Raw genomic sequence first — 22,548 nt, forward strand, 5'->3', positions numbered from 1 at the left:
GTAGCCAGCCTAGTCGTCGATCTCGTCGACGGTGTAGCTGACGCCCTGCGCCTCGAGGTAGCCGCGCACGGCGTCCAGGCCGTGCCACGGGTCGGGGCGCAGGTGCTGGCATATATACAGGCCGGCGTCCGTCAGCCTGGCGTCGGTGTCGGGCATGGCGGCGCCGGTTACGCGCGGCGCCTGCGGCAGTGCCGCCAGCAGCTGTTCGAGGTGCTGGCGCTGGCGCGGCGCCAGGCTTGCCGCGATCCTGAATTCAAATCCCATGTTTTCTCCTTGATTGACAGGCCGCCGCAGCGGCTATTTTTCATTATCGAAAAAATTGCACATAGCTTGGCATTCTTTCCGTTTTTGTTTTCAAAGTATCTCGTCCATACTGCATAGCACTGGCCCGGCACACACAGCGTGACGCAAGGGCAGGAGCAGAAATGCCGTACAAGTACCTCTCTTTTTTCATATTCAATTATTTTCACTAAGGAAAACATCATGCCTATCGCCACCGCCCAAGCCGCCCACAAACTGCTGACTCCCAACGATCATACCCTGATCATGATTGACCACCAGTCGCAGATGGCGTTCGCCACCCGTTCGATCGACCTGGCCTTGCTGCGCAACAATGCGGCCCTGGTGGCCAAGGCGGCGGCGCAATTCAAGGTGCCGACGATTCTGACGACGGTGGCCGCCAAATCGTTCTCCGGCCCTATTTTTGACGAGATCCAGTCCGTCTTCCCCGAGCAGGCGCCGATCGACCGCACCAGCATGAATACCTGGGAAGACGCGCGCATCGCCGACAAGGTCAATGGCTACGGCAAGGGCAAGATCGTGCTGGCCGGCCTGTGGACGTCCGTCTGCATCGTGGGCCCTGCGCTGTCGGCGCTGGAGCAGGGCTTCGAGGTGTACGTGATCGCCGACGCCAGCGGCGACGTCTCCGACGAAGCCCATGCGATGGCCATGCAGCGCATGATACAGGCGGGCGCGCAGCCCATGACGTCCGTGCAATACCTGCTGGAACTGCAGCGCGACTGGGCCCGCGGCGAGACCTACAACGAGACGGTGGCGACGGCCGTGGCGCACGGCGGCGGCTATGGCCTGGGCTTGATCTACGCCAAATCCATGTTCAACGCCAGCGAAGGCCATTGATTTTTCACTGACTCCGGCTCTGCCGCCCGCCGGCGGGGCCGTGTTTTCACCTGATCCGGGAGTTCCCATGCACGCAAACACGATCTTGCTCAATGGCCGTTTCCACACGGTCGACAGGACGCAGCCGCTGGCGTCCGCCGTCGCCATCGCCGATGGCAAATTCCTCGCCGTGGGCGACGTCGAAGACGTGATCCGTCATCGCGGTCCCGCCACGCAGCTGATCGACCTGGGTGGCCGCACGGTGATTCCCGGTCTGAACGACTCGCACCTGCACCTGATCCGCGGCGGCTTGAACTACAACCTGGAATTGCGTTGGGAAGGCGTGCCCTCGCTGGCCGACGCCCTGCGCATGTTGAAGGAACAGGCCTTGCGCACGCCGCACCCGCAATGGGTGCGCGTGGTGGGCGGCTGGACGGAATTCCAGTTCGCGGAAAAGCGCATGCCCACCCTCGATGAGATCAATGCAGCTGCGCCCGACACACCCGTTTTCATCCTGCACCTGTACGACCGCGCCTTGCTCAACCGCGCGGCCCTGCGCGCCGTCGGCTACGATAAAAATACGCCGAACCCGCCCGGCGGCGAGATCGTGCGCGATGCATCGGGCAATCCCACGGGCTTGCTGATCGCCCGGCCGAACGCCATGATCCTGTATGCGACCCTGGCGAAAGGCCCCAAGCTGCCGCTGGAATTGCAGGTGAACTCCACGCGCCAGTTCATGCGCGAACTCAATCGCCTCGGCATCACCAGCGCCATCGACGCGGGCGGCGGCTTCCAGAATTATCCGGAAGACTACGCGGTCGTCGACGAGCTGGCGCAAAAAGAGCAGCTGACCATCCGTATCGCCTACAACCTGTTCACGCAAAACAAGGGCGCGGAATTGCAGGACTTCCAGAAGTGGACGGGCATGGTGAAACCCGGCGACGGCACCGATTTTTACCGCCACAACGGCGCAGGCGAAATGCTGGTGTTTTCCGCCGCCGACTTCGAGGATTTCCTCGAGCCGCGCCCCGAGCTGGCGGCCGGCATGGAAGACGAACTGGAAAAGGTCGTGCGCCACCTGGTCGAGCAGCGCTGGCCGTTCCGCCTGCACGCCACCTATGACGAATCGATCGGCCGCATGCTCGACGTGTTTGAAAAGGTCAACCGCGACACGCCGTTCGGCGGCCTGCACTGGCTGTTCGACCACGCGGAAACCATCAGCCCGAAAAATATCGACCGCGTGAAAGCGCTGGGCGGCGGCCTGGCCATCCAGCACCGCATGGCTTTCCAGGGCGAGTATTTCGTCGAGCGTTATGGCGCGGAGGCGGCGAAGGCCACGCCGCCCGTGCAGCGCATGCTGGACGCGGGCGTGCCCGTCGGCGGCGGCACGGATGCGACCAGGGTCGCCAGCTACAATCCGTGGACGGCGCTGTACTGGCTGGTTTCGGGGCGCACCGTGGGCGGCCTGGCCCTGACGGATGTGGCGGGCAGGTTGTCGCGCGACACGGCGCTGGAGCTGTGGACGGCGGGCAGCGCCTGGTTCTCCAGCGAGCAGGGCAAGAAGGGGCGCATCCGCGAGGGCATGCTGGCTGATTTGAGCGTGCTGTCGGCCGATTACTTTACGGTGCCGGAAGAGGCGATCAAGTCCATCGAATCCGTGCTGACCATGGTGGGCGGCAAGGTCGTCTACGGCCAGGCGGAATTCACGACCCTGGCGCCGCCGCCCATTCCCGTGCTGCCCGAGTGGTCGCCCGTGCGCACGGTGCCCGGCCATTACCGGCCCGCGGCCAGGCCGGCGCAAGCCATGCTGCCGCACCAGTGCGCGGGCGCCTGCGGCGTGCATGCGCATGCGCACGACCGGGCGCGCAAGTCGGCCGTGCCGATCAGTGACTTTTCCGGCTTCTGGGGCACCTTGGGCTGCAGCTGTTTCGCCTTCTAGAGGGCGGCCTGGCCTTATTTGGAAATGCGCAGGATGGCCGAGGCGAGCCGCGTGAAACATGGGCTCAGCTCGCTTTCGGTGGCCGCATAGCAGTACAGGCCCACGGGTTCGGCCGGCTTGCGGCAAGCCGCTTTTGCATCGGTCGTGTTGGCCAGGCAGCGCAGCAAGTCTTCGCCCAGCTCGTTGTCCGGCCCTTCCTTGGTTTTCAGCGAGGCGCCCATGCCCAGGGTAAAGACAAAAATGCCTTCCTGGCGCGCTTTTGCCGCCATCGCTTCAACCAGGTTGCGCGAGGCGCGGTGCACATTCGTCCACTGCGCTTGCGCCGTTGCGGTGGAAGAAGTCACGACGCGGGGCGTATTGGTGACGATGGGAAACTCGCGCAGCGCCGCGTCATTATTCGCGTTATACCATGCGGGAAGTCCGGTGATCTGACTGGCGGCGCAATCGCCGTATTGGAGCGAGTCGCTCACTTTCATCCTGTACAGGCCCGCCAATGCCGGGTTTTGCAGTTTCGGAAAGGTGGCGAGGCCGCCTGCGTCCTTGCATTTGTTGTCCTTGTTGGGAAAGTACGCGGAAAACGCCGCCGGCGAGCCATCGGAAAAAAACACGATGACGCGCAGGCTGGAGCGGTTGACCTGCGCGATGTCGTTCAGCTGTTTGCGCGCCTGGAACATGCCGGCGGAAGAATTGGTGCCGCCGACAAACGTGAATTGATCGATCTTTCCATTTTTCATGGTCATGCTATCGCGGTCGAAACCGCGCTCGACCTGCCTGATCGGGACGTCGATTTGCGCTTCCGAAGCGAAATGCAGCAAGCCGACCCGGTCGACCGTGGAATTGAATTTGTTCAGGAAGGACTTGCCTGCCGCCCGCACGGCGTCCGCATTGTTTTCCAGCGAACGCGACGTGTCCATCACCAGCACCATGTCCAGGTCCTTGCGGATGGTTTGCGCGCTGGCGGACACGTTCAGGGTCTTGAAACCGAGTACGCCCATCAGCGAGACGGGCAGCGAGGCGGTGGCCGAGACGTCGATGGTGACGGTACCCCTGTCGAACACCACGCCGACGGGATCGAGGACCGGCGTCGAGAGCAGGAAGTTGTCCGGATAATTGATGTCGAAAAACTCCCTGGCCGACTGGCGCGCGCTGTCCCGCTGTTCCGCTTCCGAATTGCCCGCGGTAATGCCGCGCGCCGCCGCCAGGCTGGCCGCGTCGACGGCCGCATTGAGCTTGGCCTTGACGAAGTAGCCGAGGGCGGAATCGACGGCCAGGCCCACCGAGGCGATCAGGACGACGGCCGACAGCGCCACCATGATCAGCACTTGGCCGCTTTGCCGCTTGTGTGGAATGCGCATCAGAATACCGTCATCGAAGTGAGGTTGGGGCCCAGCACGGGCGTCGTGCTGTTGCCAGAGTTCAGGGTGCCGAACAGCATGTCGAAATCATAGAACGTTTCCACGGCGTAGATCAGTTCGCCATCGGCCAGCTGGTTCTGCATCAATGCCACCGTGGGGGCATGCTCGTCCTTGGCGATGCCGGTGCACGTGCCATTGCTCCAGCTGCCGCATTGCCATACCTGGCTGGCGGGTAGGTAGCCGCTGGCCCTGGCGCCGGCATCCCAGCGGTACTGTTCCAGCACGATATTGCGCAAGCCGCTCTTTGCCGTGTAGCCCATGATCTTGGTGATGTAGATCATGCCGCGCTTGTTCATGTCCAGCGGCGGGGTGGTGGCCGCCAGCGCATTCATGATGGCCTGGCCCGAGCCGCTCAGGTCGGACGTGGAGCGCGAGGCCAGGTTGGCGCCTTCGCGGCTGATGTTGAGCAGGATGGTCTTGGCCTGGATGGCACGCGACAGGTCGGCCAGCATGAACAGCAGCAGCGCCAGCAGCGGCAGAACGATGGCAAATTCCACGGCGGCGATGCCGCGCGCGGCGCGCGGCGCAGGAGGGCGGGCGCGCATCACAGGCCGCCAAAGCTTTCATTGCGCATGGTGGCGGCCACCACGAAATGCGCCTGGCCGTCGCGGAACAGGGCCCGGATCATCGGCGTGGCAAACGCCCAGCGGCAATCGACGGAGATGACGACGATATCGCCGGCCTGGCCGAACATGGCGGCGCCGACCGCATCACTGCCGTTGACGGAGATCACGGGGCTGACCTTGTCATACATGCCCATGGAGCTGTCGCGTATTTTTTGTATCACGGCCTGGTAGCGCTGCTGGTTGGCGCTGTCGGGGTCGAGGTCTTTGGCCCCCGTGACGGCATAGCGCGCGCCTTCGCGCACCGCGTGCTGCATGGTCATATTGGCAAAATACGCCATGCTCAATTCAATGATGCCGATTATCAGCATGAGAAACACCGGCGTTATCAGGGCCAATTCCAGCAAGGTGGCGCCGCCCTGTCCGCTTTGCTTGCGGAATATAGGGGAATCGGCCTGTTTTAAACGCATGGGATTAATCCGGTTAGGTGCCGCGATGAAGAATGTCGGGCGGATGGTATTACGCCATTTGACTGGCGATTATTCTATATCGATTTTCAAGGGCATGTCTTCCCATTAAATTATTACAGGTCAAGATAATCGTAATTAAGCGCCTTATTTCAAGTGTGCGGCCCCCGTCCCTACAGGGCCGGGAGTAATATGCGCGGGTATGAAAACAGGCTTGGTGTCAGGATTGTCCTGCGTGCAGGCAAAGACTTGTTTTGCAAGGTGATGCAATAAAAATGCTGCAATGTAAGCAACAGCAGCGATGGCAGCAGCGATGGCGCGCCGGCGGGGCGCCCGCCCTGGCCGCGCTGCCCATCCATCGGCACTCGCCCGGCGTGCGGCGACCGCTGGCGTGGGTCACGCACCGCGTTTGCGCGTGCCGGCCCAAGGCCTCTTCCTTCGTGCCCCCATGACTTCCTCCCCTGCGCGCGGCAACAGAGGCGCGCGCGGGCGAGGCTGGCAATCCGATTCGGATCAACAACATTCCCCGAAGGGAATGGGTTACACGTTAAGAGGTAAAGCATGTCAACAAAAAATGTCATACGCGTCATGCTGGTGTCGGACCACAAAACCTGGCTGTGGGGCCTGGAGCAGCTGCTCGCCGGCGCCCAGCCGGCAATGCAGGTGGTGGCCAGCGCCACCGAGATCGACGGCGCGCTGCTGCTGGCCCGGACCCTGTGTCCCGACGTCATCGTGCTTGACGCCGATCTGGGCTGCGGCGGCGGCGGCGCCTGCGCCATCGATTATCTGCCGCAGCTGCTCGGCAATGGCGTCTCGCGCGTATTGCTGTTCAGCGGCACGCAGGACCAGGCCGAGTGCGGACGCGCCGTGCGCAGCGGTGTGCGCGCGGTGGTGGGCAAGGAGACGCCCGTCAAGCAAATGGTCGACGCCATCGCCCGCCTGCATCAGGGCGAGTTGTGCCTGGCTCCGGCGCTGCTCGACAGCATGCTGGGGGTGCTCAACAAGCCGGAAGCGGCACCCGATCCGGAAGAGCAGCGGATCGCCAGGCTGACGCTAAAGGAGCGCAAGATCGTTGCCATGATGGTGGAAGGAAATGGCGCGCTGAACCGTGCAATAGCCCAGCGCGCTTTTATCTCGGAGCAAACTTTGCGTAATCATCTGACATCGATCTACAGCAAGCTAGATGTCACCAACCGCCTGGAATTATATGTGTACGCCACCCGCAACCGGCTGGCCGAGTCCCTGCCTGCGGAGGGATAGTACATATGTCCTGATTGTAGACAAAAAATTAAGATGGTTTGTACTGCGCATAAAATGACTTTTCTCTGATTCGATTTAATGTTTGTTTATATAAAATACACGCATCAGAAATTGGCAAATAAAAACAAGGTGAATGTTTTTATTTTCAGACTGTATTTTCAGTTTTTATCATGTTTAAAACTTGACCTGAAAGGGAATAATATGAATTTCATTAAAAACTTTATCGCCGAAGAAGATGGCGTGACCGCCATCGAATATGCGCTGATCGCTGCGCTCGTGGCGGCGGCGCTGGTCACGGCCGTCGGCTATTTCACCACCGGCCTCGATGGCGCCTTCAAGGCCATCGGCACCAAGTTGACGGGCGCGGCGATCTAAGACGCCCGCCCACCGCGCTGCACCCCGGCATGCCAGCTGCCCATGCGCACTGGCCTGCCGGCTTCCCGCCCAACGATGCGCATGCCGTCATGCGCTCGGCTTGCATCAGGTACACGATGGACCCTCATTCTTTCTGGACGTTCAGCCCCGCCATAGTCTTGTGGGGGCTGCTGGCCGCCGCTGTCTGGCATGACGTGCGCCGCCGGCGCATTCCCAACCGGCTGGTCTTTTCCGGCGCCTTGCTCGGCGTGCTGCTCAACAGCCTGGCGTTGCCAGGGCTGACGCCGGCCGGGCCGTGGCTGGCCTTGGGCGGCTTGGCCGTCGGCCTGGGCTTGCTGCTGCCCATGTATGCGCTGAAGGCGCTGGGCGCGGGCGACGTCAAGCTGATGGCGATGGTGGGGGCGTTTCTGGGCCCGCGCCCCGCCGTGTTTGCCGTGCTGTGCAGCCTGCTTGCTGGCGGCGTGCTGGCGCTGGCCGTCGCCCTGTGCCAGGGCACGCTGCGCCAGGCCTTGGCCAATGCCCGGCAATTGCTGCTGCAAGGCTGGCTGCGCGCCGCGGCAGGCGAGGCGCCGCAGGTCGGCCCGCCCGCGCTGCCAAGCGGCAGCCTGCCGTACGCGATCGCCATTGCCGCCGGCACCGCCATCAGCCTGGCCCTGGCGGCCGGCGGCCATGCATGACGCGCCGGGCAGCGATATGGCCGCGTGCGCGCGGAAACCCATGTTTTACCAAGAGGACAAATCATGAGAAATAGCCGCGTTGCGATCGTGCTGCTGCTGGCGTTGCTGATGGCGGGCGGCGCCGTGCTGGCGGCCGCCCGCTGGATGTCAGGGCAGGGCGCGCCGGCCAGCCAGACGGTGATGGTCGCGCTGGTCGATATCGGCGTGGGCGCGAAGGTGACGCCGGCCATGCTGCGCGGCATGGACTGGCCGGCGGGCGCCATGCCGCCGGGGGCGTTTGGCGAGGCCGGCGCGCTGGACGGGCGCATCACGCGCAGCGCCGTCAGCAGGGGCGAGCCTGTGCTGGAAAGCAAGCTCGCGCCGCCCGGCGCCACCGGTGGCCTGTCGGCCATCGTCGCTGCCGGCAAGCGCGCCATGACCGTGCGCGTCAACGATGTGGTGGGCGTGGCCGGCTTCGCGCTGCCGGGCAACTTCGTCGACATTCTCGTGCATACGCAGGATGACCGCGCCAGGCCGGCGGGCGGCGGGCCGCTGGCCATTTCCAAGATCGTGCTCGAACGCATCCTGGTGCTGGCCGTGGCGCAGGAATCCGGCCGCGACGACAACAAGCCCAAGGTGGTCAACGCCGTGACCCTGGAACTGACGCCGGAGCAGGTGGAAAAGCTGGACCTGGCGCGCAGCGTGGGCAGCCTGTCGCTGGTGCTGCGCAACCAGGTCGATCCGGCGCCCGCCGACACGGGCGGCGCCACCAAGGAGTCGCTGCTGGAATTGAAGGCGCTGGCGCCGGCGGCGGCGCCCGTGCGCGCGGCGCGGCGTCAGACGGCGCCGGCACGCGCTGCCGCGCGCGACAGCATCACCGTCATCAAGGGCATGGATACCAGCGTCCAGCAATTTTAAATCAGCAGGCAAGCAAGGATGATCGATGAATACATTTCGTAAGCACGCCTCGAGTGCGGGCATGCGCCTGGCCCTGGCCTTGGGCGGCGCGGCCGCGGGCCTGGCCTGGCCTGGCAGCGCCGGCGCGGCGGCGCCTTCCCGGCAGGCCGTCATGGCGCCAGTCGCGGCGCCGCCCATGTCGCTGGGCGCCGATATCGCCCGCCTGGGCGCGCCCGTGCGCATTGCCGTGGGCAAGTCCACCTTGCGCAGCCTGAGCCTGCCGGTGTCGCAGATCGCCGTCAACGATCCGCGCGTGGCCGGCGCCAGGATGCTGGGCTCGTCCAGCCAGCTGTTCGTCTGGGGCCTGGCCCCGGGCAGCACCAACCTGATCCTGTGGGACCGGCAGCAGCGCCCCGTGATCGTCGATATTGAAGTCGAGATCGATGTCGAGGGCTTGCAGGCGCAGCTGGCCTATGTCTTCCCCGGCGAGCATGCCGTCAAGGCGGGCGCGGCCGGCGGCAGCATCGTGCTGTCGGGGCAGGTCAGCGACAGCGTCAAGGCCAGCCAGATCCTCGAGATGGCGCAAGCCTATGCCCAGCGCGGCGCGGGCGAAGCGGCGGCGCCGGCCGACGGCGCCGCCAGCACTGCCAATGCCGCCGGCGGCGTCAAGGTCATCAATATGCTGACGGTCGCGGCGCCGCAGCAGGTCATGCTGGAAGTGAAGATCGCCGAAGTGTCGAAGACCCTGGTCGACCAGCTGGGCGCCAGCGTGGGCATCAGCGGCACGCGCGGCAACTGGAGCTACGGCCTGCTGTCGAACTTGCTCAGCGGCCATCCCAGCCAGCTGGGCGCCGTCAACGGCAAGAATGGCAACGGTCTCACGCTCGATGCGCAAAAGCGCGACGGCCTGGTCAAGGTGCTGGCCGAACCGAACATCATGGCCATCAGTGGTCAGGAAGCCAGTTTCCTCGCGGGCGGCAAGATTTTCATTCCGGTCGCGCAAGACAGCACCACCAACAAGATCACGCTGGAAGAAAAGGAATTCGGCATTGCCGTCAAGTTCACGCCCACCGTGCTCGAAGGCGGACGCATCAACCTGAAGGTGGCGCCGGAAGTGTCGGAGCTGAACCGCGAAGGCATCGGCATCACCACCGGCGGGGGCGCCGCCGCCAACGCGGTGCTGCCGGCCTTTACCACGCGGCGCACCACCACGACGGTGCAGTTGTTCGACGGCCAGAGTTTTGCCGTCGGCGGTTTGATCAAGAACAATGTGACGACCAATATCAAGGCCTTGCCCTTCCTGGGCGAGATTCCCGTGCTGGGCGCCCTGTTCCGCAGCAGCGATTTCCAGACGGACCGCACCGAGCTCGTCTTCATCATCACGCCGCACCTGGTCAAGCCGCTCGATAGTGAAATTGTGCTGCCGACCGATGCCTACGTGGCGCCCAGCCGCGGCGAGTTCTTCTTGCAAGGAAAAATGGAAGGCGCCGCCGCGCCACGGCCGCGGCAGGACGCGGCCACGCAGACAGCGCCGGCCGGCGCGGACATTCAATAGGAGCACACCATGCAGCATGCCGTTTTCCTCCCCGTACTGCTGGCCGCCCTGGCCGCCAGCGGCTGCGCCGCCACGCCGAACCTGGACCGCCAGTTCGGCCACAGCGTCGCGCAGCTGCGCCAGCGCCAAATGCTGTCGCCGCAGGCGGGCGCGAACCGCGACCCCGTGGCCGGCTTGGACGGCAAGGCCGCCCAAGCCGCCTACGCGGCGTACCAGAAAAGCTTTGCCGCACCCGCGCCGCAAGCGGCCGCCTTCACCATCGGCGTCGGGGCGCGCAAGTGAAGCTGGCACCATCACCACAGAACCAGCAAGGCCTATCGTGAAAATCGCCATCAATTCCAGGGATGAAAAAACACTGTCCGCACTGGGCCAGCTGCTGCGCGGCCGCAACCGGCTCGACGAGATCGATGCGGGCGGCGAAACGCTCGAACCGCTGCAGGCGGCGCAGTCGCCGCCCGACGTGCTGATCTTCGACCGCCCGTCGAACGACGGCGCCGACCTGGCCGCCATCGAGCGCCTCAGCAACCTGCATCCGCGCATGGCTTTCATCGTGCTGTGCCACCAGCAGCCGCCCGAATTCCTGCTGCAGGCCATGCGCGCGGGCGTGCGCGACGTGCTGCCGTTTCCCGCCGCGCCGGCCAGCCTGTATGCGGCGCTCGAACGCATCGAGGAAAAGCTGGAGCGGCGCGAGCATGGCAATGGCAAGGTGCTGGCCTTCATCTCGTGCAAGGGCGGCAGCGGCGCCACCTTCATCGCCAGCAACCTCGGTTATGCGCTGGCCGCCGGCGGCCAGCAGCGCGTTGCCCTGATCGACATGAACCTGCATTTTGGCGACGCCTCGCTGTTCGTCTCCGAGAACAAGCCGCTGGCCACGCTGTCGGACGTCACGCGCGACATCCACCGGCTCGATTCCTCGTTCCTGGGATCGAGCATGCTGCACATCCTGCCCAACTACAGCGTGCTGGCCGCGCCCGAGGATCCCGCCCACGCCAGCGAAGTGGCGCCCGAACACATCGACGCCATCATCCGGCAGGCCAGGCGCCAGTACGATTTCATCGTGCTCGACGTGGGCCGCAACCTCGACGCCGTCAGCGTGCGCGCGCTGGACCACGCCGACATGATCTTTCCCGTCCTGCAGGCGACCTTGCCCTACATCCGCGACGGCAAGCGCCTGCTGGGCATGTTCCGCTCGCTCGAATACGCCAGTGACAAGGTGCATATCATCGTCAACCGCCACGACAAGGGCGGCGAGATCCGCCTGCGCGACCTGGAAGCGGCCTATGGCACGGCCGTCTACCGCACCGTGCCCAATCACTACGCCTCGGCGGCCGCCTCGGTCAACCAGGGCGTGCCGATTTTACAGCTCGACAAAGCCAGCCCGATCACGCGCTCGCTGCAGGAATTCGCCGCCAGCCTGGCCGGCGGCGCGGCCAGCACGGCGCGCCAGGGCTGGCTGGGCCGCGTCCTGCGGCGCGCCTGATCCACATCCCAGAACAGGAGCATTTCATGGCTAGTTCCCCCATCGCCGCCTTGTCCATCCGCGAACGGCTCGGCAGCGCCAAGATCGCCGCGCTCGCGCCGCAACGCATGGCGGCCATCGACAACCGCGGCTACCGCGACCTCAAGCTGCGCATCCATGGGCTGCTGCTCGAACGGGTCGACCTGGAAAGCATGCAGCGCCTGTCGCAGGAGCGCATCCGCGAAGAATTGCGCGGCCTGGTCGAGCGCTTGCTGGATGAAGAGGCGGTGGTCATCAACGAGGCCGAGCGCAGGAGCCTGACGCGCGACATCCAGCACGAGATGCTGGGCTTCGGCCCGCTGGAAACCCTGCTGTCGGACGCCAGTGTGTCGGACATCCTCGTCAACGGCCACCAGCAGGTCTATGTGGAGCGCGGCGGCCGCCTCGAGCTGACCGACGTCTGCTTCGACGATGACGCCCATCTGATGAAAATCATCGACAAGATCGTCTCGCGCGTGGGCCGGCGCATCGACGAATCGAGCCCCATGGTCGATGCGCGCCTGCCCGACGGTTCGCGCGTGAACGCCATCATCCCGCCGCTGGCCATCGACGGCCCCGTGATGTCGATCCGGCGTTTTTCCGTCGATCCGCTGCGCCTGGCCGACCTGGTCGCCTACCGCAGCATGACGGCGGAAATGGCCGAGGTGCTGCAGGGACTGGGCAAGGCGAAGATGAATATCCTCATTTCCGGCGGCACGGGCAGCGGCAAGACCACCATGCTCAACGTGATTTCCGGCTTTATCGGCCAGACCGAACGCATCGTCACGGTGGAAGACGCGGCCGAACTGCAGTTGCAGCAGCCGCACGTGGTACGGCTGGAAACGCGTCCGCCGAATATCGAAGGCAAGGGCGAAGTGAGCCAGCGCGCGCTGGTGCGCAATGCGCTGCGCATGCGTCCCGACCGCATCATCCTGGGCGAGGTGCGCGGCGCCGAGGCGCTCGACATGCTGGGCGCCATGAACACGGGCCATGAAGGCTCGATGGCGACCATCCACGCCAACACGCCGCGCGACGCCATCACGCGGCTGGAAAACATGATCAGCATGGCGGCGGCCAACCTGCCCAGCAAGGCCATCCGGCAGCAGATCAGCTCGGCCGTGTCGGTGGTGGTGCAGGTGTCGCGCCTGATCGACGGCAAGCGCAAGGTGACGTCGATCCAGGAAATCACGGGCATGGAAGGGGAGGTCATCACGATGCAGGAAATCTTCAGTTTCCGGCAGACGGGCGTGGCCGAGGGCGGCGCGGTGGTCGGGCATTTCTCGGCCAGCGGCATCCGCCCGCGCTTCCTCGAACGACTGAACAGCTTCGGCATCGGCGTGTCGGCCTCGCTGTTCGAACCCACCGCGGCGGGGCGCTGACACGCCATGCTTTCCTACCTTGTCTATCTGTTTATTTTCCTGGCCGTCCTGCTGCTGGTGGCTGGTGCCTGGCTGGCGTGGCAGGCGGCGCGGGGGCCGGGCGCGGCGCGCGTGGCGCGGCGCCTGCAAGCCATGTATACGGCCAGCGGTGGCGAACAGGCGCTGTCGATCACCAAGCAGCGCCCGCTGAGCGTCCATCCGTTTCTGCAAGGCGTGCTGGAAGGCTTGCCCGGCGCGGGGCGCATCGAGCAGCTATTGCTGCAGGCGGGCATGCGCTGGCTCGTGGCCAGCTTCCTCGGCTATTGCGCACTCGGCGCGCTGGCCGGCCTGCTGCTGGCCGGCGCGCTGCCGCTGCCCTGGTATGTGCGCCTGGGCCTGGGCGCGGGCGGCGCCATGCTGCCGTATCTGCTGGTGCGGCGCGCCAGGAGCCGGCGGCTGGTGCGCATCGAGCAGCAGCTGCCGGATGCGCTCGACCTGATGGGCCGCGCCATGCGCGCCGGCCATGCGTTTCCCACCGCGCTGAAAATGGTGGGCGAGGAGATGACGGGGCCGCTGGCCGAGGAATTTCGCGCCGTGTTCGACGAAGTCAGTTTCGGCGTCGCGATGGCCGATGCGCTGGCCAGCCTGGCCGCGCGCGTGCCCAGCACGGACTTGCGCTATTTCGTCATCGCCGTGCTGATCCAGCGCGAGACGGGCGGCAACCTGACTGAATTGCTGAGCAGCATCAGCGCCATCATCCGCGACCGCCTGAAATTGCTGGGACAGGTGCGCGTGCTGTCGGCCGAAGGGCGCATGTCGGCCTGGGTCCTGGGCCTGCTGCCGTTCGGCGCGGCGCTGATGATGCACGTGATGAATCCGCAGTTTATCGCCGTGCTGTACACGGATGGGGGCGGGCGCAAGATGGTCGGCGTGGCGCTGGGCTTGCTGATGGTTGGCGTGCTCTGCATCAGAAAAATTATCCATATCCGGGTGTGACATGAAAGAAAAAACACGATGAGCGGCATGAGCGCGGCGCAGCTGGCTTTGCTGGGCCTGCTGTTCCTGATCGTTTTCGCGCTGGCCTTGCTGGTGCTGCGCATATTCGCCGGCAGCGCCGTGCAGGAGCGGCTGCAGGCGCTGGGCGATGCCGGCGCGGCCGGCGATAGCGGGCGCCATGCCAGACGGCGCTGGCTGGCGCATGCCGTCAGCCTGACGCGCCCGCTGGCCAGGCTGTCGCTGCCGGACGAGGGTTGGGAAAGTTCGCCCATCCGCAGCCGCTTCGTCCATGCCGGCTGGCGCAGCCAGGCCGCGCCAGCCCTGTTTTACGCGGGCAAGACGGCCTTGTTCGTGGGCTTGCCGCTGCTGGCGTACTTCCTGCTGCGCCACGGCGGGCACAATATGCTGTTGTGGCTGGTCGCGGCCGCCGCCCTCGGCTATTACCTGCCCAATGTCTGGCTGTCGCATTGCCTGCAACAGCGCCAGCGCGAAGTGTTCGAAACCTTTCCCGATGCGCTGGACCTGATGACGGTGTGCGTCGAAGCGGGGCTGGCCATGGATGCGGCGCTGGCGCGCGTGGCGCAGGAAATCGGCTTGAAAAGCAAGGTCCTGGCCGAAGAGCTGCAACTGGTGACGCTGGAACTGCGCGCCGGCAGCGCCAAGGACAAGGCCTTGCGCAACCTGGCCCTGCGCACCGGGGTGGAGGATGTCGATGCGCTGGTGACCTTGCTGATCCAGGCCGAACGCTTCGGCACGAGCATCGCCGCGTCGCTGCGCGTGCAGTCCGACCAGCTGCGCACCAAGCGGCGCCAGCGCGCCGAGGAAACGGCGGCCAGGATCGCCCTCAAGCTGCTGTTCCCGCTGATCTTTTTTATCTTCCCGTCGCTGATGGTGGTGCTGATGGGACCGGCGTTCCTGCAGATTTACCGCGTGCTGCTGCCGGCCATGCGGGGCGGCTGAGGGCTGGCCGGGGCCAAAAAAAAGCTGCCGGAGTTTCCTCCGGCAGCTTTTTTACATCAGGGCGCGTCTGGCGATCAGGCGAATGGTGCCAGCAGGGGGATCATCTGGCCGAAGATCTTCGGGCTGGCGGCGATGACGTCGCCCTTGTACAGGTAGTCCGATTCGCCGGAAAATTCACCGACGATGCCGCCCGATTCCGTGATCATCAGGGCGCCGGCGGCGATATCCCAAGGCTTCAAGCCTTTTTCGTAGAAGCCGTCCAGGCGGCCGCAAGCGACGTTGGCCAGGTCCAGCGCGGCCGAGCCGGCACTGCGCACGCCCTGGCTGCGTTCGGCCATGATCTGGTACATCTTCAGGTATTCGTCGAGCGCGCGCGGGCCGGCGCCGTGGCCGGTGCCCAGCATGGCGTTCGAAATGCGGTCGAGCTTGGTGACGCGGATGCGTTTTTCGTTCAGGTAGGCGCCGGCGCCCTTGGTGGCCGTGAACAGGTCGTTGCGGACCGGATCGTAGATGACGGCTTGCGTGACGACGCCGCGATGCGCGAGGGCGATCGAGATGCAGTATTGCGGGAAGCCGTGGATAAAGTTGGTGGTGCCATCGATCGGGTCGATGATCCACTGATATTCATTCTCGTCGTGCGAGTTGGCGGAAGCTCCCGATTCCTCAGCCAGGAACGCGTGGTCCGGGTAGGCTTTGGACAGCACCTCGATGATGGCTTGTTCGGCCGCCTGGTCGACGTCGGTGACGAAATCGTTATGTTGTTTTTCCGTGACGACGACGCGGTCGAGGTCAAAAGAGGCGCGATTGATGACGGCGGCGCCGCGGCGGGCGGCTTTGATCGCCGTGTTGAGCATTGGGTGCATGTGAGCTTCCGTTAAAAGCACGCGACCGCCCATGGCCGCCTTGCGGCGCCGGTACGATAGAGTGCAAGAATGAATTAAAGAGCGGAGCGGTGCCGAAGTGGTTAAAATCCCGGCCTGGCGTCAGCGTTTTGTGACTCCGTTTCCCGAAATTTCCTGTATCGATACCGCGCAATAGCGCTATTTTAAATGAATCTGCCCGAAATCAACACGTCTCTTTTCAAACGCCTGCGATTTATTCTTGTCGAAACTAGTCGCTCTGGCAACATTGGCGCCGTCGCGCGCGCCATGAAAACGATGGGTTTTTCCGATCTGGTGCTGGTCAATCCCCGCTTTCCCGACGCCTTGACGGATGCGGAAGCGGTGGCCTTCGCCAGCGGCGCGCAGGATATTCTGTCCGGCGCGCGCATCGTCGGCTCGATCGCCGAGGCGCTCGAAGGCTGCAATTACGCGGCGGCCGTGTCGGCCCGGCTGCGCGAATTCTCGCCGCCCGTCACGGCCCCGCGCGCCATCGCGGCCCAGCTGGCGGCCAGCGAAGACCTGCACGCGGCCGTCATCTTCGGCAACGAGCGCTTTGGCTTGCCCAACGAGATCGTCGAGCAGTGCAATGTGCTGATCAACATTCCCGCCAATCCCGAGTATTCCTCGCTGAACCTGTCGCAGGCGGCGCAGGTCGTCGCCTATGAATGCCGCGTGGCGGCGCTCGGCGATGCTCAGGCGGCCAGCCCCGTCGGCTTCCATGGCGACGCGGCCAGCCTGGCGCAGGTCGACGGCATGTATGCGCACCTGGAACAGGCGCTGGTCGCCATCGACTTCCTCGACGCCGACAACCCGAAAAAACTCATGCCGCGCTTAAAACGCCTGTTTTCGCGCACGGGGCTGGAAACGGAAGAAGTCAATATCCTGCGCGGCATCGCGCGGCATATCCTGGCGGTCGCCAAAAAAGGCCCATGATCGAGACGCGGCTGCTGCGCCAGTTCATCGCCGTCGCCGAGGAACTCAATTTCCGCCGCGCGGCCGAACGGCTGCACATGGCGCAGCCGCCGTTGTCGCAGGCGATACTGCGGCTGGAAGAGGTGCTGGGCTACCCCGTTTTCGAGCGCACCAACCGCAAGGTCAGCCTGACCCCTGCCGGCACGGCCTTCCTGGTCACGGCGCGCCAGGTGCTGGCCAGCCTGGAAGAGGGCGTGGCCGCCACGCGCCGCGTGGCGCAGGGCATCGAAGGCTACTTGCGCCTCAGTTTCATCCACATTACGCCGTACGCCCACGTGCTGGACGCCTTGCGCGCCTTCCGCGCCGCCTCGCCCGCCGTGCAATTCACCTTGCGCGAAGCGTCGACGCAGCAGCAGGTCGAGTGGCTGGAACGGGGCGAGGTCGATATCGCCGTGCTGCGCGCGCCCGGCCGCAGCACGCCCGGCCTGCGCTTCGAGCGCCTGTCGGGCGAAGACATCGTGATCGCGCTGCCGTCGGATCACCGCTGCGCGGGCCAGGCGCGCGTGGACCTGGCGGACCTGGCCGGTGACGATTTCGTCGCCTCGCCGCGCGAGCTGGGCCAGGGTTTCCACGACCAGCTGGCCAGCCTGTGCCTGCATGCGGGTTTTGTGCCGCGCGTGGTGCAGCAGGCGCGCCGCTTGCAAACGGTGCTGGGACTGGTGGCAGCCGGCTTCGGCGTGGCCCTGCTGCCAGCCAGCCTGGCGGCGTCCAGGCCTGCCGGCGTCGTCATGCTGCCGCTGGCAAGCAGCGCGCCCGCGCCGCTGCGCCAGCTCGACCTGTACATGGCCTGGGACCCGCAACGCACGTCCGCCGTGCGCGAGCGGCTGCTGGCGCAACTGCGGCTGTCTGCTGCTCAATAAGACTTTGAACGTCTCGTTTCAAGATAAATAAGATATTTTACAGATGGTGGTGCAGGGGCCAGCATGGCGTTTTTGATTGTCAGGAGCTGCCATGTCTACCATGTCCTCACGCACAGTGCTGCCGTCCGCCATGCTGCCATCTTCCATTTATCTTCTTTCCCTGTGCAGCTTCGCCTTCGGCTTGTCTGAATTCATCGCCGCCGGCCTGTTGACCCCCATGGCGCGCGACTTGCACGCGAGCGTGGCGGCGGCTGGCGGCGCCATTGCCGCGTATGCGCTGGGGGCGGCCATCGGCGCGCCCGTGCTGACGGCCCTGCTGGCGCGCCGGCCTGTGCGCCAGGTGCTGGTGGCCACCATGCTCGTGCTGGCGGCCGGCAGCATGGCCATGGCGGCTGCGCCGGCGCTGGGTGCGCTGCTCGGTGTGCGTTTTGCCGTCGGCCTCGCGCATGGCGTGTTCATGGCCGTCGCTTCGCATGCGGCCACCAGCCTGGTCGACCCGTCCCGCGCGGGACGCGCGCTGTCCATCGTCTGGCTGGGCCTGACCCTGGCGCTGGCGGGCGGCGTGCCGCTGGGGACGTGGCTGGGCGCCGTCTCGTCGTGGCGCTGGGTGTTTTTCACCATCGGCGTGCTGGCCCTGTGCGGCGGCGCCGGCTTGCGCTGCGCCATGCCCGCCGCGCGCCAGCCGCTTGCTGCCACGTCGGCCCTGGCCAGCCTGCGCGCCATCCTGCAGCCGCCCCTGCTGCTGGCGGCCGGCGTGGCGGCGCTGATCAGCGTGGCCACCTTCAGCTTTTTCACGTATGTCTCGCCGTTCCTGCTGCAGCTGGGCGGGCTCGATGCGGGCTGGCTCAGCGCCGCCATGCTGTGCTTTGGCGCGTGCGCCATCGGCGGCAACCTGCTGGGCGGCTGGTGCGCGGACCGTCCCCACGCGCTGCGCTTCACCGTGCTGGCCCAGGCCGCGCTGGCGCTCAACCTGCTGGGATTTTATGCGCTGCGCACGCATCCCCTGGCCATGCTGGCCCTGTGCGGCACTTTGGGCTTGCTGTTCTTTGCCCTCGTCACCCTGTCGACCATGCGGCTGCTGCGCCTGGCGCAGCAGCATTGCCCGGGCAGCGATGCGGTGGCGGCGGGCCTGAATATCGCCGCCTTCAATGCGGGCACGGCTGCCGGCGGGGCGCTGGGCGGTGTGCTGATCGTCGCGTTTGGCTTGCCCGGCATCGCCATCGGCGGCGCGCTGGCTGCGCTGCTGGCCATGCTGCCGCTGTGGTTACAGTCGCGCAAACTAGACGGCTCGCTCTAGTTTTTGCGCGCGGAAGCGCACTTCCTTTGGCGTACACTGGCCTGCAAAAGGCGGGTCAAAACAAGGGGAGACATGGGAATGCGACGCAGATCGTTCTTGAAACTGGGCGTGTTGGGCGCCTGTGCGCTGGCCGCCGGCGGCGCCGCCTACCGCCTGGTGCGCGGGCCGGCGCCCCCTGGCCGTTTCGTGCTCGACGGCGAAGCGCGCGCTGCGCTGGCGGCCATCGTGCCGGCCATGCTGGGCAGCGCGCTGCCGCGGGAAGCCCCCGCGCGGGCCGCGGCGCTCGATGGTGCCATCGCCGGCGTGGACGCGGCCATCCGTGGCTTGCCGCTGGCGGCGCAGCAGGAAGTGCAGGATTTGTTTGGCTTGCTGGCGCTGGCGCCCGCGCGGCGCTTTGTCGCCGGCGTGAAAGATGGCTGGCACGCAGCCGATCCGGCCCAGGTTGCCGCCTTTCTGCAGGCGTGGCGCACGCACCGCCTGGCCACCCTGCAGACGGCCTACCTGGCCCTGCATGACCTGATCCTCGGTGCCTGGTACGCCGATGCCGCCCACTGGGCCGCCATCGGCTATCCGGGGCCGCTGCCCGAACTGAGCGCATAAGGCATCCATGAGCATATCCCCCATTCCTGATCCCATCGCCGCCGGCATTGCGGCAGGCTGGAACGTCACCGACGCCAGCACCCTGGGCACCGACCGTACCTTCGAGGCGGACGTCGTCGTCATCGGCAGCGGCGCCGGCGGCGGCGTGACGGCGGAAATCCTCGCGCTGGCCGGCTTGAAAGTCTTGATGGTCGAAGAGGGCGGCTTGAAGTCTTCGAAGGACTTCAAGATGCGCGAAGCGCAGGCCTATCCCGCGCTGTACCAGGAATCGGCCGCGCGCAAGACGCGCGACAAGGCGATCAATATCCTGCAGGGGCGCACGGTGGGCGGTTCGACCACCGTCAACTGGACCTCGAGTTTTCGCACGCCGCCCGGCACCCTCGAATACTGGCGCCGGCATTTTGGCTTGTCCGGCTATTCGGTGGACGCCATGGCGCCGTGGTTCGCCATGATGGAGAAGCGCCTGCACGTGAGCGACTGGGCCGCGCCGCCCAACGAAAACAACGATTTATTGCGCCGTGGCGCCGCGGCGCTGGGGATTCCGACGGCCGCCATCCGGCGCAACGTGAACGGCTGCTGGAGCCTCGGCTACTGCGGCATGGGCTGCCCGACCAACGCCAAGCAGTCGATGCTGGTGACGACGATTCCGTCGGCGCTGGCGCTGGGCGCGGGCCTGCTCGTGCATGCGCGCGCCGAGCGTTTCAGCTTCAAGGGCGAGCGCATCGACAGCCTGCAAGTCACTGCGCTGGACGCGGCCGGGCAAGTACCCACGGGCGTGCGCCTGACGCTGCGCGCCAAACACTTCGTGCTGGCCGGCGGCGCCATCAATTCGCCGGCCCTGCTGCTGCGCTCGCAGGCGCCCGACCCGCACGGCTTGCTGGGCCGGCGCACCTTTTTGCATCCGACCGTGGTGTCGGCGGGCCTGTTCACGCAGCGCGTCGACGCCTACGCGGGGGCGCCGCAGACGATTTATTCCGACCATTTCCTGCACACGGCGCCCATCGACGGTCCCATCGGCTACAAGCTCGAAGCGCCGCCTTTGCACCCGCTGCTGATGGCCACCACCATGGGCGGCTTCGGCGACGAGCATGCGCGCACCATGCGCGACTTCCCCCATGCACACGCCTTGCTGGCGCTGCTGCGCGACGGCTTTCACCATGAGGCGGTCGGCGGCAGCGTCTCCATCGACAGCTTCGGCGCGCCCGTGCTCGACTATCCGCTCACGCCGTTCATCTGGGATGGCGTGCGGCGCGCGCTGCTGTCGATGGCGGAAATCCAGTTCGCGGCCGGCGCCAGGACCGTGTATCCCGTGCACGAGATGGCCAGCCACTACACGAGCTGGACGCAGGCGAAGCGGGCCATCGGCGATTTGCCGATGCAGGCGCTGCTGGCGCGCGTGGTATCGGCCCACGTGATGGGCGGCTGCGCCATGTCGGACGATGCGCGCCTGGGCGTGACGGGCGCCGACGGCCGCTACCACGGCGTGCGCAATCTGTCCGTGCACGACGGCTCGCTGTTTCCCACGTCGATAGGCGCCAATCCGCAACTGACGATCTATGCGCTGGCCGCGCGCCTGGCCAGCGGGCTGGCGCAGCAATTAACGGGCAAGCCGGCGCCCGTTCCTCTTGCAGGCGCTGCATGATCGCGCGCATCCTCAAGTGGCTGATGCTGCTGCAGGTGCTGGCCGTGCTGGGCTTTGCGTACCTGGCCATGCACGCGTGGGGCGTCGCCTCGCCCGCCATGGCCCTGCTGCTGGCGGGCGCCATGCTGCTGGCCGTGCGAGCGCTGATCGTGGCGCGCAATTTCTGGCAGAGCCGGCGCCTGGGCAGCCCCGTACCAGAGCAATATCAGTTGGGTGCCGGGGGCGCCGCGCGCCTGTTTTTCGGCGAGCTGCGCGCCACCCTGCGGTCCTCGTCGTGGGACATGCTGCGTCCGCGCCTGCATGCGGCCGACAACGTCGCTGGCCAGGGTCTGCCGGTGCTGCTGGTGCACGGCTATGTGTGCAACCGCGGCTACTGGGCGCAGCTGAGCCGGCAGCTGGCGCGCGCCGGCATCGCGCACGACGGCGTCGACCTGGAACCGATAGGCGCCGACATCGAAGACTTCGTGCCGCAGGTCGAGCAAGCGATCGAGGCGCTGTGCGCGCACACGGGCAGCGACCGCGTCATCATCGTCGCCCACAGCATGGGCGGCCTGGTGGCGCGCGCCTGGCTGCGCCGTTACGGCGCGGCCCGCGTGGCGCGCATCCTCACCATCGGCACGCCGCACCACGGCACGGCGCTGGCCAACCTGGCGGCGGGGACGAATGCGCGGCAGATGAGCCGCATCGACGATGCGCCCAGCGGCTGGCTGGCGCAGCTGGCCGCCAGCGAGACGCCGGCGCTGCGCGCGCTGATCACGTCGATGTATTCGCATCACGACAATATCGTCGCGCCGCAAGCGTCCGCGCAGTTGCCGGGCGCGCGCAATCTCGCCTTTGGCGGCATCGGCCACGTGGCGCTGGCCAGCGACGCGCGCGTGCTGCGCCGGCTGCTGGCAGAAATCACTATCAAGAACGAAGTCGCCCAGCCCCCTTCGGCCCCCCATTTCGCCTGAGTCCTGTTGTGTTTTGTCTGCATGGCAAGACTGTCTGTTTTGACTCTGCTGTTGCCCCTGTTTAACAACGCAAGGGGCAGATAATGCTGTTTTCCACTGGCGTACTGTATTAAGCTAGCATCGGAAGACAGGCGGTGGAAATTTGTTCTTGAGGCCGCTTGCCCCGTTCCGCAGCCTGACGACGGCCACCTATTTCTCTGGATATATGGCAAGATGTTGTAGGATTGTTATGTAGGCCGCGCAAGCGGAAAGTTGAACGCAGGCAGAAAATGAGTCCATGCAGTTTTT

Annotated in this window: 23 protein-coding genes; 18 read left to right on the forward strand and 5 right to left on the reverse strand. The window is 65.7% G+C overall.

The window, feature by feature from the left end; genetic code table 11:
• Positions 1–9: 9 nt before the first annotated feature.
• A complete protein-coding gene (locus JAB4_RS10530; protein ID WP_070224954.1) occupies positions 10–264 on the reverse strand; it encodes a hypothetical protein in 255 nt (84 codons plus the stop codon).
• Between the two features lie 219 nt (positions 265–483).
• On the opposite strand from JAB4_RS10530, the gene JAB4_RS10535 reads away from it, so the two are divergent.
• Positions 484–1,137, forward strand: coding sequence for a hydrolase (locus tag JAB4_RS10535; RefSeq protein ID WP_070224955.1), 654 nt, complete (start codon positions 484–486; stop codon positions 1,135–1,137).
• Between the two features lie 67 nt (positions 1,138–1,204).
• The gene (locus JAB4_RS10540; RefSeq protein ID WP_070224956.1) at positions 1,205–3,055 is read left to right on the forward strand and encodes an amidohydrolase; all 1,851 of its coding nucleotides are present in this window, start codon (positions 1,205–1,207) and stop codon (positions 3,053–3,055) included.
• Between the two features lie 14 nt (positions 3,056–3,069).
• Here the strand turns inward: JAB4_RS10540 and JAB4_RS10545 are convergent, their stop codons facing one another.
• Genes JAB4_RS10545 through JAB4_RS10555 form a run of 3 tightly spaced genes read right to left on the reverse strand, consistent with a single transcriptional unit; the run spans position 3,070 to position 5,503 of the window.
• A complete protein-coding gene (locus JAB4_RS10545) occupies positions 3,070–4,410 on the reverse strand; it encodes a VWA domain-containing protein (protein WP_070224957.1) in 1,341 nt (446 codons plus the stop codon).
• A complete protein-coding gene (locus JAB4_RS10550; RefSeq protein ID WP_070224958.1) occupies positions 4,410–5,015 on the reverse strand; it encodes a TadE/TadG family type IV pilus assembly protein in 606 nt (201 codons plus the stop codon). Before JAB4_RS10550 ends, JAB4_RS10545 begins: the two co-directional genes overlap by 1 nt.
• Positions 5,015–5,503 (reverse strand): TadE/TadG family type IV pilus assembly protein, encoded by a 489-nt coding sequence (locus JAB4_RS10555; protein WP_070224959.1) that lies wholly within the window; start codon positions 5,501–5,503, stop codon positions 5,015–5,017. Before JAB4_RS10555 ends, JAB4_RS10550 begins: the two co-directional genes overlap by 1 nt.
• A 558-nt stretch (positions 5,504–6,061) precedes the next feature.
• Between JAB4_RS10555 and JAB4_RS10560 the strand changes: the two genes are divergently transcribed.
• The 10 genes from JAB4_RS10560 to JAB4_RS10605 all read left to right on the forward strand — a co-directional run bounded on the left by JAB4_RS10560 (position 6,062) and on the right by JAB4_RS10605 (position 15,055).
• Positions 6,062–6,760: a response regulator transcription factor gene (locus JAB4_RS10560; RefSeq protein ID WP_070224960.1), complete on the forward strand. Its 699-nt coding sequence runs from the start codon at positions 6,062–6,064 to the stop codon at positions 6,758–6,760.
• Between the two features lie 201 nt (positions 6,761–6,961).
• Entirely contained in the window at positions 6,962–7,135 is a 174-nt protein-coding gene (locus JAB4_RS10565; protein ID WP_071650303.1) for a Flp family type IVb pilin, read from the forward strand.
• Between the two features lie 116 nt (positions 7,136–7,251).
• Positions 7,252–7,812, forward strand: a complete 561-nt coding sequence (locus JAB4_RS10570) for an A24 family peptidase (protein ID WP_083287299.1) — start codon at positions 7,252–7,254, stop codon at positions 7,810–7,812.
• A gap of 63 nt (positions 7,813–7,875) precedes the next feature.
• Complete coding sequence (gene cpaB / locus JAB4_RS10575) at positions 7,876–8,709, forward strand: Flp pilus assembly protein CpaB (protein ID WP_070224961.1); 834 nt, start codon at positions 7,876–7,878, stop codon at positions 8,707–8,709.
• 25 nt (positions 8,710–8,734) lie between these two features.
• Entirely contained in the window at positions 8,735–10,243 is a 1,509-nt protein-coding gene (locus tag JAB4_RS10580) for a type II and III secretion system protein family protein (RefSeq protein WP_071650304.1), read from the forward strand.
• A 9-nt stretch (positions 10,244–10,252) separates the two neighbouring features.
• A complete protein-coding gene (locus JAB4_RS10585; protein WP_070224963.1) occupies positions 10,253–10,525 on the forward strand; it encodes a hypothetical protein in 273 nt (90 codons plus the stop codon).
• A 37-nt stretch (positions 10,526–10,562) separates the two neighbouring features.
• On the forward strand, positions 10,563–11,723 hold the full coding sequence (locus JAB4_RS10590) for an AAA family ATPase (protein WP_070224964.1): 1,161 nt from the start codon (positions 10,563–10,565) through the stop codon (positions 11,721–11,723).
• A 107-nt stretch (positions 11,724–11,830) separates the two neighbouring features.
• Complete coding sequence (locus JAB4_RS10595; protein ID WP_099409992.1) at positions 11,831–13,120, forward strand: CpaF family protein; 1,290 nt, start codon at positions 11,831–11,833, stop codon at positions 13,118–13,120.
• Positions 13,121–13,126: 6 nt separating this feature from the next.
• Entirely contained in the window at positions 13,127–14,095 is a 969-nt protein-coding gene (locus JAB4_RS10600) for a type II secretion system F family protein (protein WP_070224965.1), read from the forward strand.
• Between the two features lie 27 nt (positions 14,096–14,122).
• Positions 14,123–15,055: a type II secretion system F family protein gene (locus JAB4_RS10605; protein WP_083287298.1), complete on the forward strand. Its 933-nt coding sequence runs from the start codon at positions 14,123–14,125 to the stop codon at positions 15,053–15,055.
• 74 nt (positions 15,056–15,129) lie between these two features.
• Here the strand turns inward: JAB4_RS10605 and JAB4_RS10610 are convergent, their stop codons facing one another.
• A complete protein-coding gene (locus tag JAB4_RS10610; protein WP_070224967.1) occupies positions 15,130–15,909 on the reverse strand; it encodes an inositol monophosphatase family protein in 780 nt (259 codons plus the stop codon).
• A gap of 195 nt (positions 15,910–16,104) precedes the next feature.
• Between JAB4_RS10610 and JAB4_RS10615 the strand changes: the two genes are divergently transcribed.
• The 6 genes from JAB4_RS10615 to JAB4_RS10640 all read left to right on the forward strand — a co-directional run bounded on the left by JAB4_RS10615 (position 16,105) and on the right by JAB4_RS10640 (position 22,260).
• Entirely contained in the window at positions 16,105–16,869 is a 765-nt protein-coding gene (locus JAB4_RS10615; RefSeq protein WP_070224968.1) for an RNA methyltransferase, read from the forward strand.
• Positions 16,866–17,768, forward strand: a complete 903-nt coding sequence (locus JAB4_RS10620; RefSeq protein WP_070224969.1) for a LysR substrate-binding domain-containing protein — start codon at positions 16,866–16,868, stop codon at positions 17,766–17,768. The genes JAB4_RS10615 and JAB4_RS10620 overlap by 4 nt, the downstream gene beginning before the upstream one ends.
• Positions 17,769–17,859: 91 nt before the next feature.
• A complete protein-coding gene (locus tag JAB4_RS10625) occupies positions 17,860–19,065 on the forward strand; it encodes an MFS transporter (protein ID WP_070224970.1) in 1,206 nt (401 codons plus the stop codon).
• Between the two features lie 72 nt (positions 19,066–19,137).
• The gene (locus JAB4_RS10630; protein WP_070224971.1) at positions 19,138–19,665 is read left to right on the forward strand and encodes a hypothetical protein; all 528 of its coding nucleotides are present in this window, start codon (positions 19,138–19,140) and stop codon (positions 19,663–19,665) included.
• A 7-nt stretch (positions 19,666–19,672) separates the two neighbouring features.
• Positions 19,673–21,307: a GMC family oxidoreductase gene (locus JAB4_RS10635; protein ID WP_070224972.1), complete on the forward strand. Its 1,635-nt coding sequence runs from the start codon at positions 19,673–19,675 to the stop codon at positions 21,305–21,307.
• Positions 21,304–22,260 carry an alpha/beta fold hydrolase gene (locus JAB4_RS10640; protein WP_070224973.1) on the forward strand — a complete coding sequence of 319 codons (957 nt, stop codon included), beginning with the start codon at positions 21,304–21,306 and terminating at the stop codon, positions 22,258–22,260. The genes JAB4_RS10635 and JAB4_RS10640 overlap by 4 nt, the downstream gene beginning before the upstream one ends.
• Positions 22,261–22,548: the final 288 nt, after the last annotated feature.

It is taken from the genome of Janthinobacterium sp. HH102 (assembly GCF_001758625.2).
GTDB lineage: Bacteria > Pseudomonadota > Gammaproteobacteria > Burkholderiales > Burkholderiaceae_D > Janthinobacterium.

What these genes read in the sequence shown, in the direction of transcription:
- JAB4_RS10530 (WP_070224954.1), bottom strand. Translation starts at nt 264, where the DNA reads ATGGGATTTGAATTCAGGATCGCGGCAAGCCTGGCGCCGCGCCAGCGC.
- JAB4_RS10620 (WP_070224969.1), top strand. Translation starts at nt 16,866, where the DNA reads ATGATCGAGACGCGGCTGCTGCGCCAGTTCATCGCCGTCGCCGAGGAA.
- JAB4_RS10625 (WP_070224970.1), top strand. Translation starts at nt 17,860, where the DNA reads ATGTCTACCATGTCCTCACGCACAGTGCTGCCGTCCGCCATGCTGCCA.
- JAB4_RS10560 (WP_070224960.1), top strand. Translation starts at nt 6,062, where the DNA reads ATGTCAACAAAAAATGTCATACGCGTCATGCTGGTGTCGGACCACAAA.
- JAB4_RS10545 (WP_070224957.1), bottom strand. Translation starts at nt 4,410, where the DNA reads ATGCGCATTCCACACAAGCGGCAAAGCGGCCAAGTGCTGATCATGGTG.
- cpaB (WP_070224961.1), top strand. Translation starts at nt 7,876, where the DNA reads ATGAGAAATAGCCGCGTTGCGATCGTGCTGCTGCTGGCGTTGCTGATG.
- JAB4_RS10580 (WP_071650304.1), top strand. Translation starts at nt 8,735, where the DNA reads ATGAATACATTTCGTAAGCACGCCTCGAGTGCGGGCATGCGCCTGGCC.
- JAB4_RS10605 (WP_083287298.1), top strand. Translation starts at nt 14,123, where the DNA reads ATGAGCGCGGCGCAGCTGGCTTTGCTGGGCCTGCTGTTCCTGATCGTT.
- JAB4_RS10630 (WP_070224971.1), top strand. Translation starts at nt 19,138, where the DNA reads ATGGGAATGCGACGCAGATCGTTCTTGAAACTGGGCGTGTTGGGCGCC.
- JAB4_RS10615 (WP_070224968.1), top strand. Translation starts at nt 16,105, where the DNA reads ATGAATCTGCCCGAAATCAACACGTCTCTTTTCAAACGCCTGCGATTT.
- JAB4_RS10600 (WP_070224965.1), top strand. Translation starts at nt 13,127, where the DNA reads ATGCTTTCCTACCTTGTCTATCTGTTTATTTTCCTGGCCGTCCTGCTG.
- JAB4_RS10595 (WP_099409992.1), top strand. Translation starts at nt 11,831, where the DNA reads ATGGCGGCCATCGACAACCGCGGCTACCGCGACCTCAAGCTGCGCATC.
- JAB4_RS10585 (WP_070224963.1), top strand. Translation starts at nt 10,253, where the DNA reads ATGCAGCATGCCGTTTTCCTCCCCGTACTGCTGGCCGCCCTGGCCGCC.
- JAB4_RS10570 (WP_083287299.1), top strand. Translation starts at nt 7,252, where the DNA reads ATGGACCCTCATTCTTTCTGGACGTTCAGCCCCGCCATAGTCTTGTGG.
- JAB4_RS10610 (WP_070224967.1), bottom strand. Translation starts at nt 15,909, where the DNA reads ATGCTCAACACGGCGATCAAAGCCGCCCGCCGCGGCGCCGCCGTCATC.
- JAB4_RS10565 (WP_071650303.1), top strand. Translation starts at nt 6,962, where the DNA reads ATGAATTTCATTAAAAACTTTATCGCCGAAGAAGATGGCGTGACCGCC.
- JAB4_RS10555 (WP_070224959.1), bottom strand. Translation starts at nt 5,503, where the DNA reads ATGCGTTTAAAACAGGCCGATTCCCCTATATTCCGCAAGCAAAGCGGA.
- JAB4_RS10635 (WP_070224972.1), top strand. Translation starts at nt 19,673, where the DNA reads ATGAGCATATCCCCCATTCCTGATCCCATCGCCGCCGGCATTGCGGCA.
- JAB4_RS10550 (WP_070224958.1), bottom strand. Translation starts at nt 5,015, where the DNA reads ATGCGCGCCCGCCCTCCTGCGCCGCGCGCCGCGCGCGGCATCGCCGCC.
- JAB4_RS10535 (WP_070224955.1), top strand. Translation starts at nt 484, where the DNA reads ATGCCTATCGCCACCGCCCAAGCCGCCCACAAACTGCTGACTCCCAAC.
- JAB4_RS10540 (WP_070224956.1), top strand. Translation starts at nt 1,205, where the DNA reads ATGCACGCAAACACGATCTTGCTCAATGGCCGTTTCCACACGGTCGAC.
- JAB4_RS10640 (WP_070224973.1), top strand. Translation starts at nt 21,304, where the DNA reads ATGATCGCGCGCATCCTCAAGTGGCTGATGCTGCTGCAGGTGCTGGCC.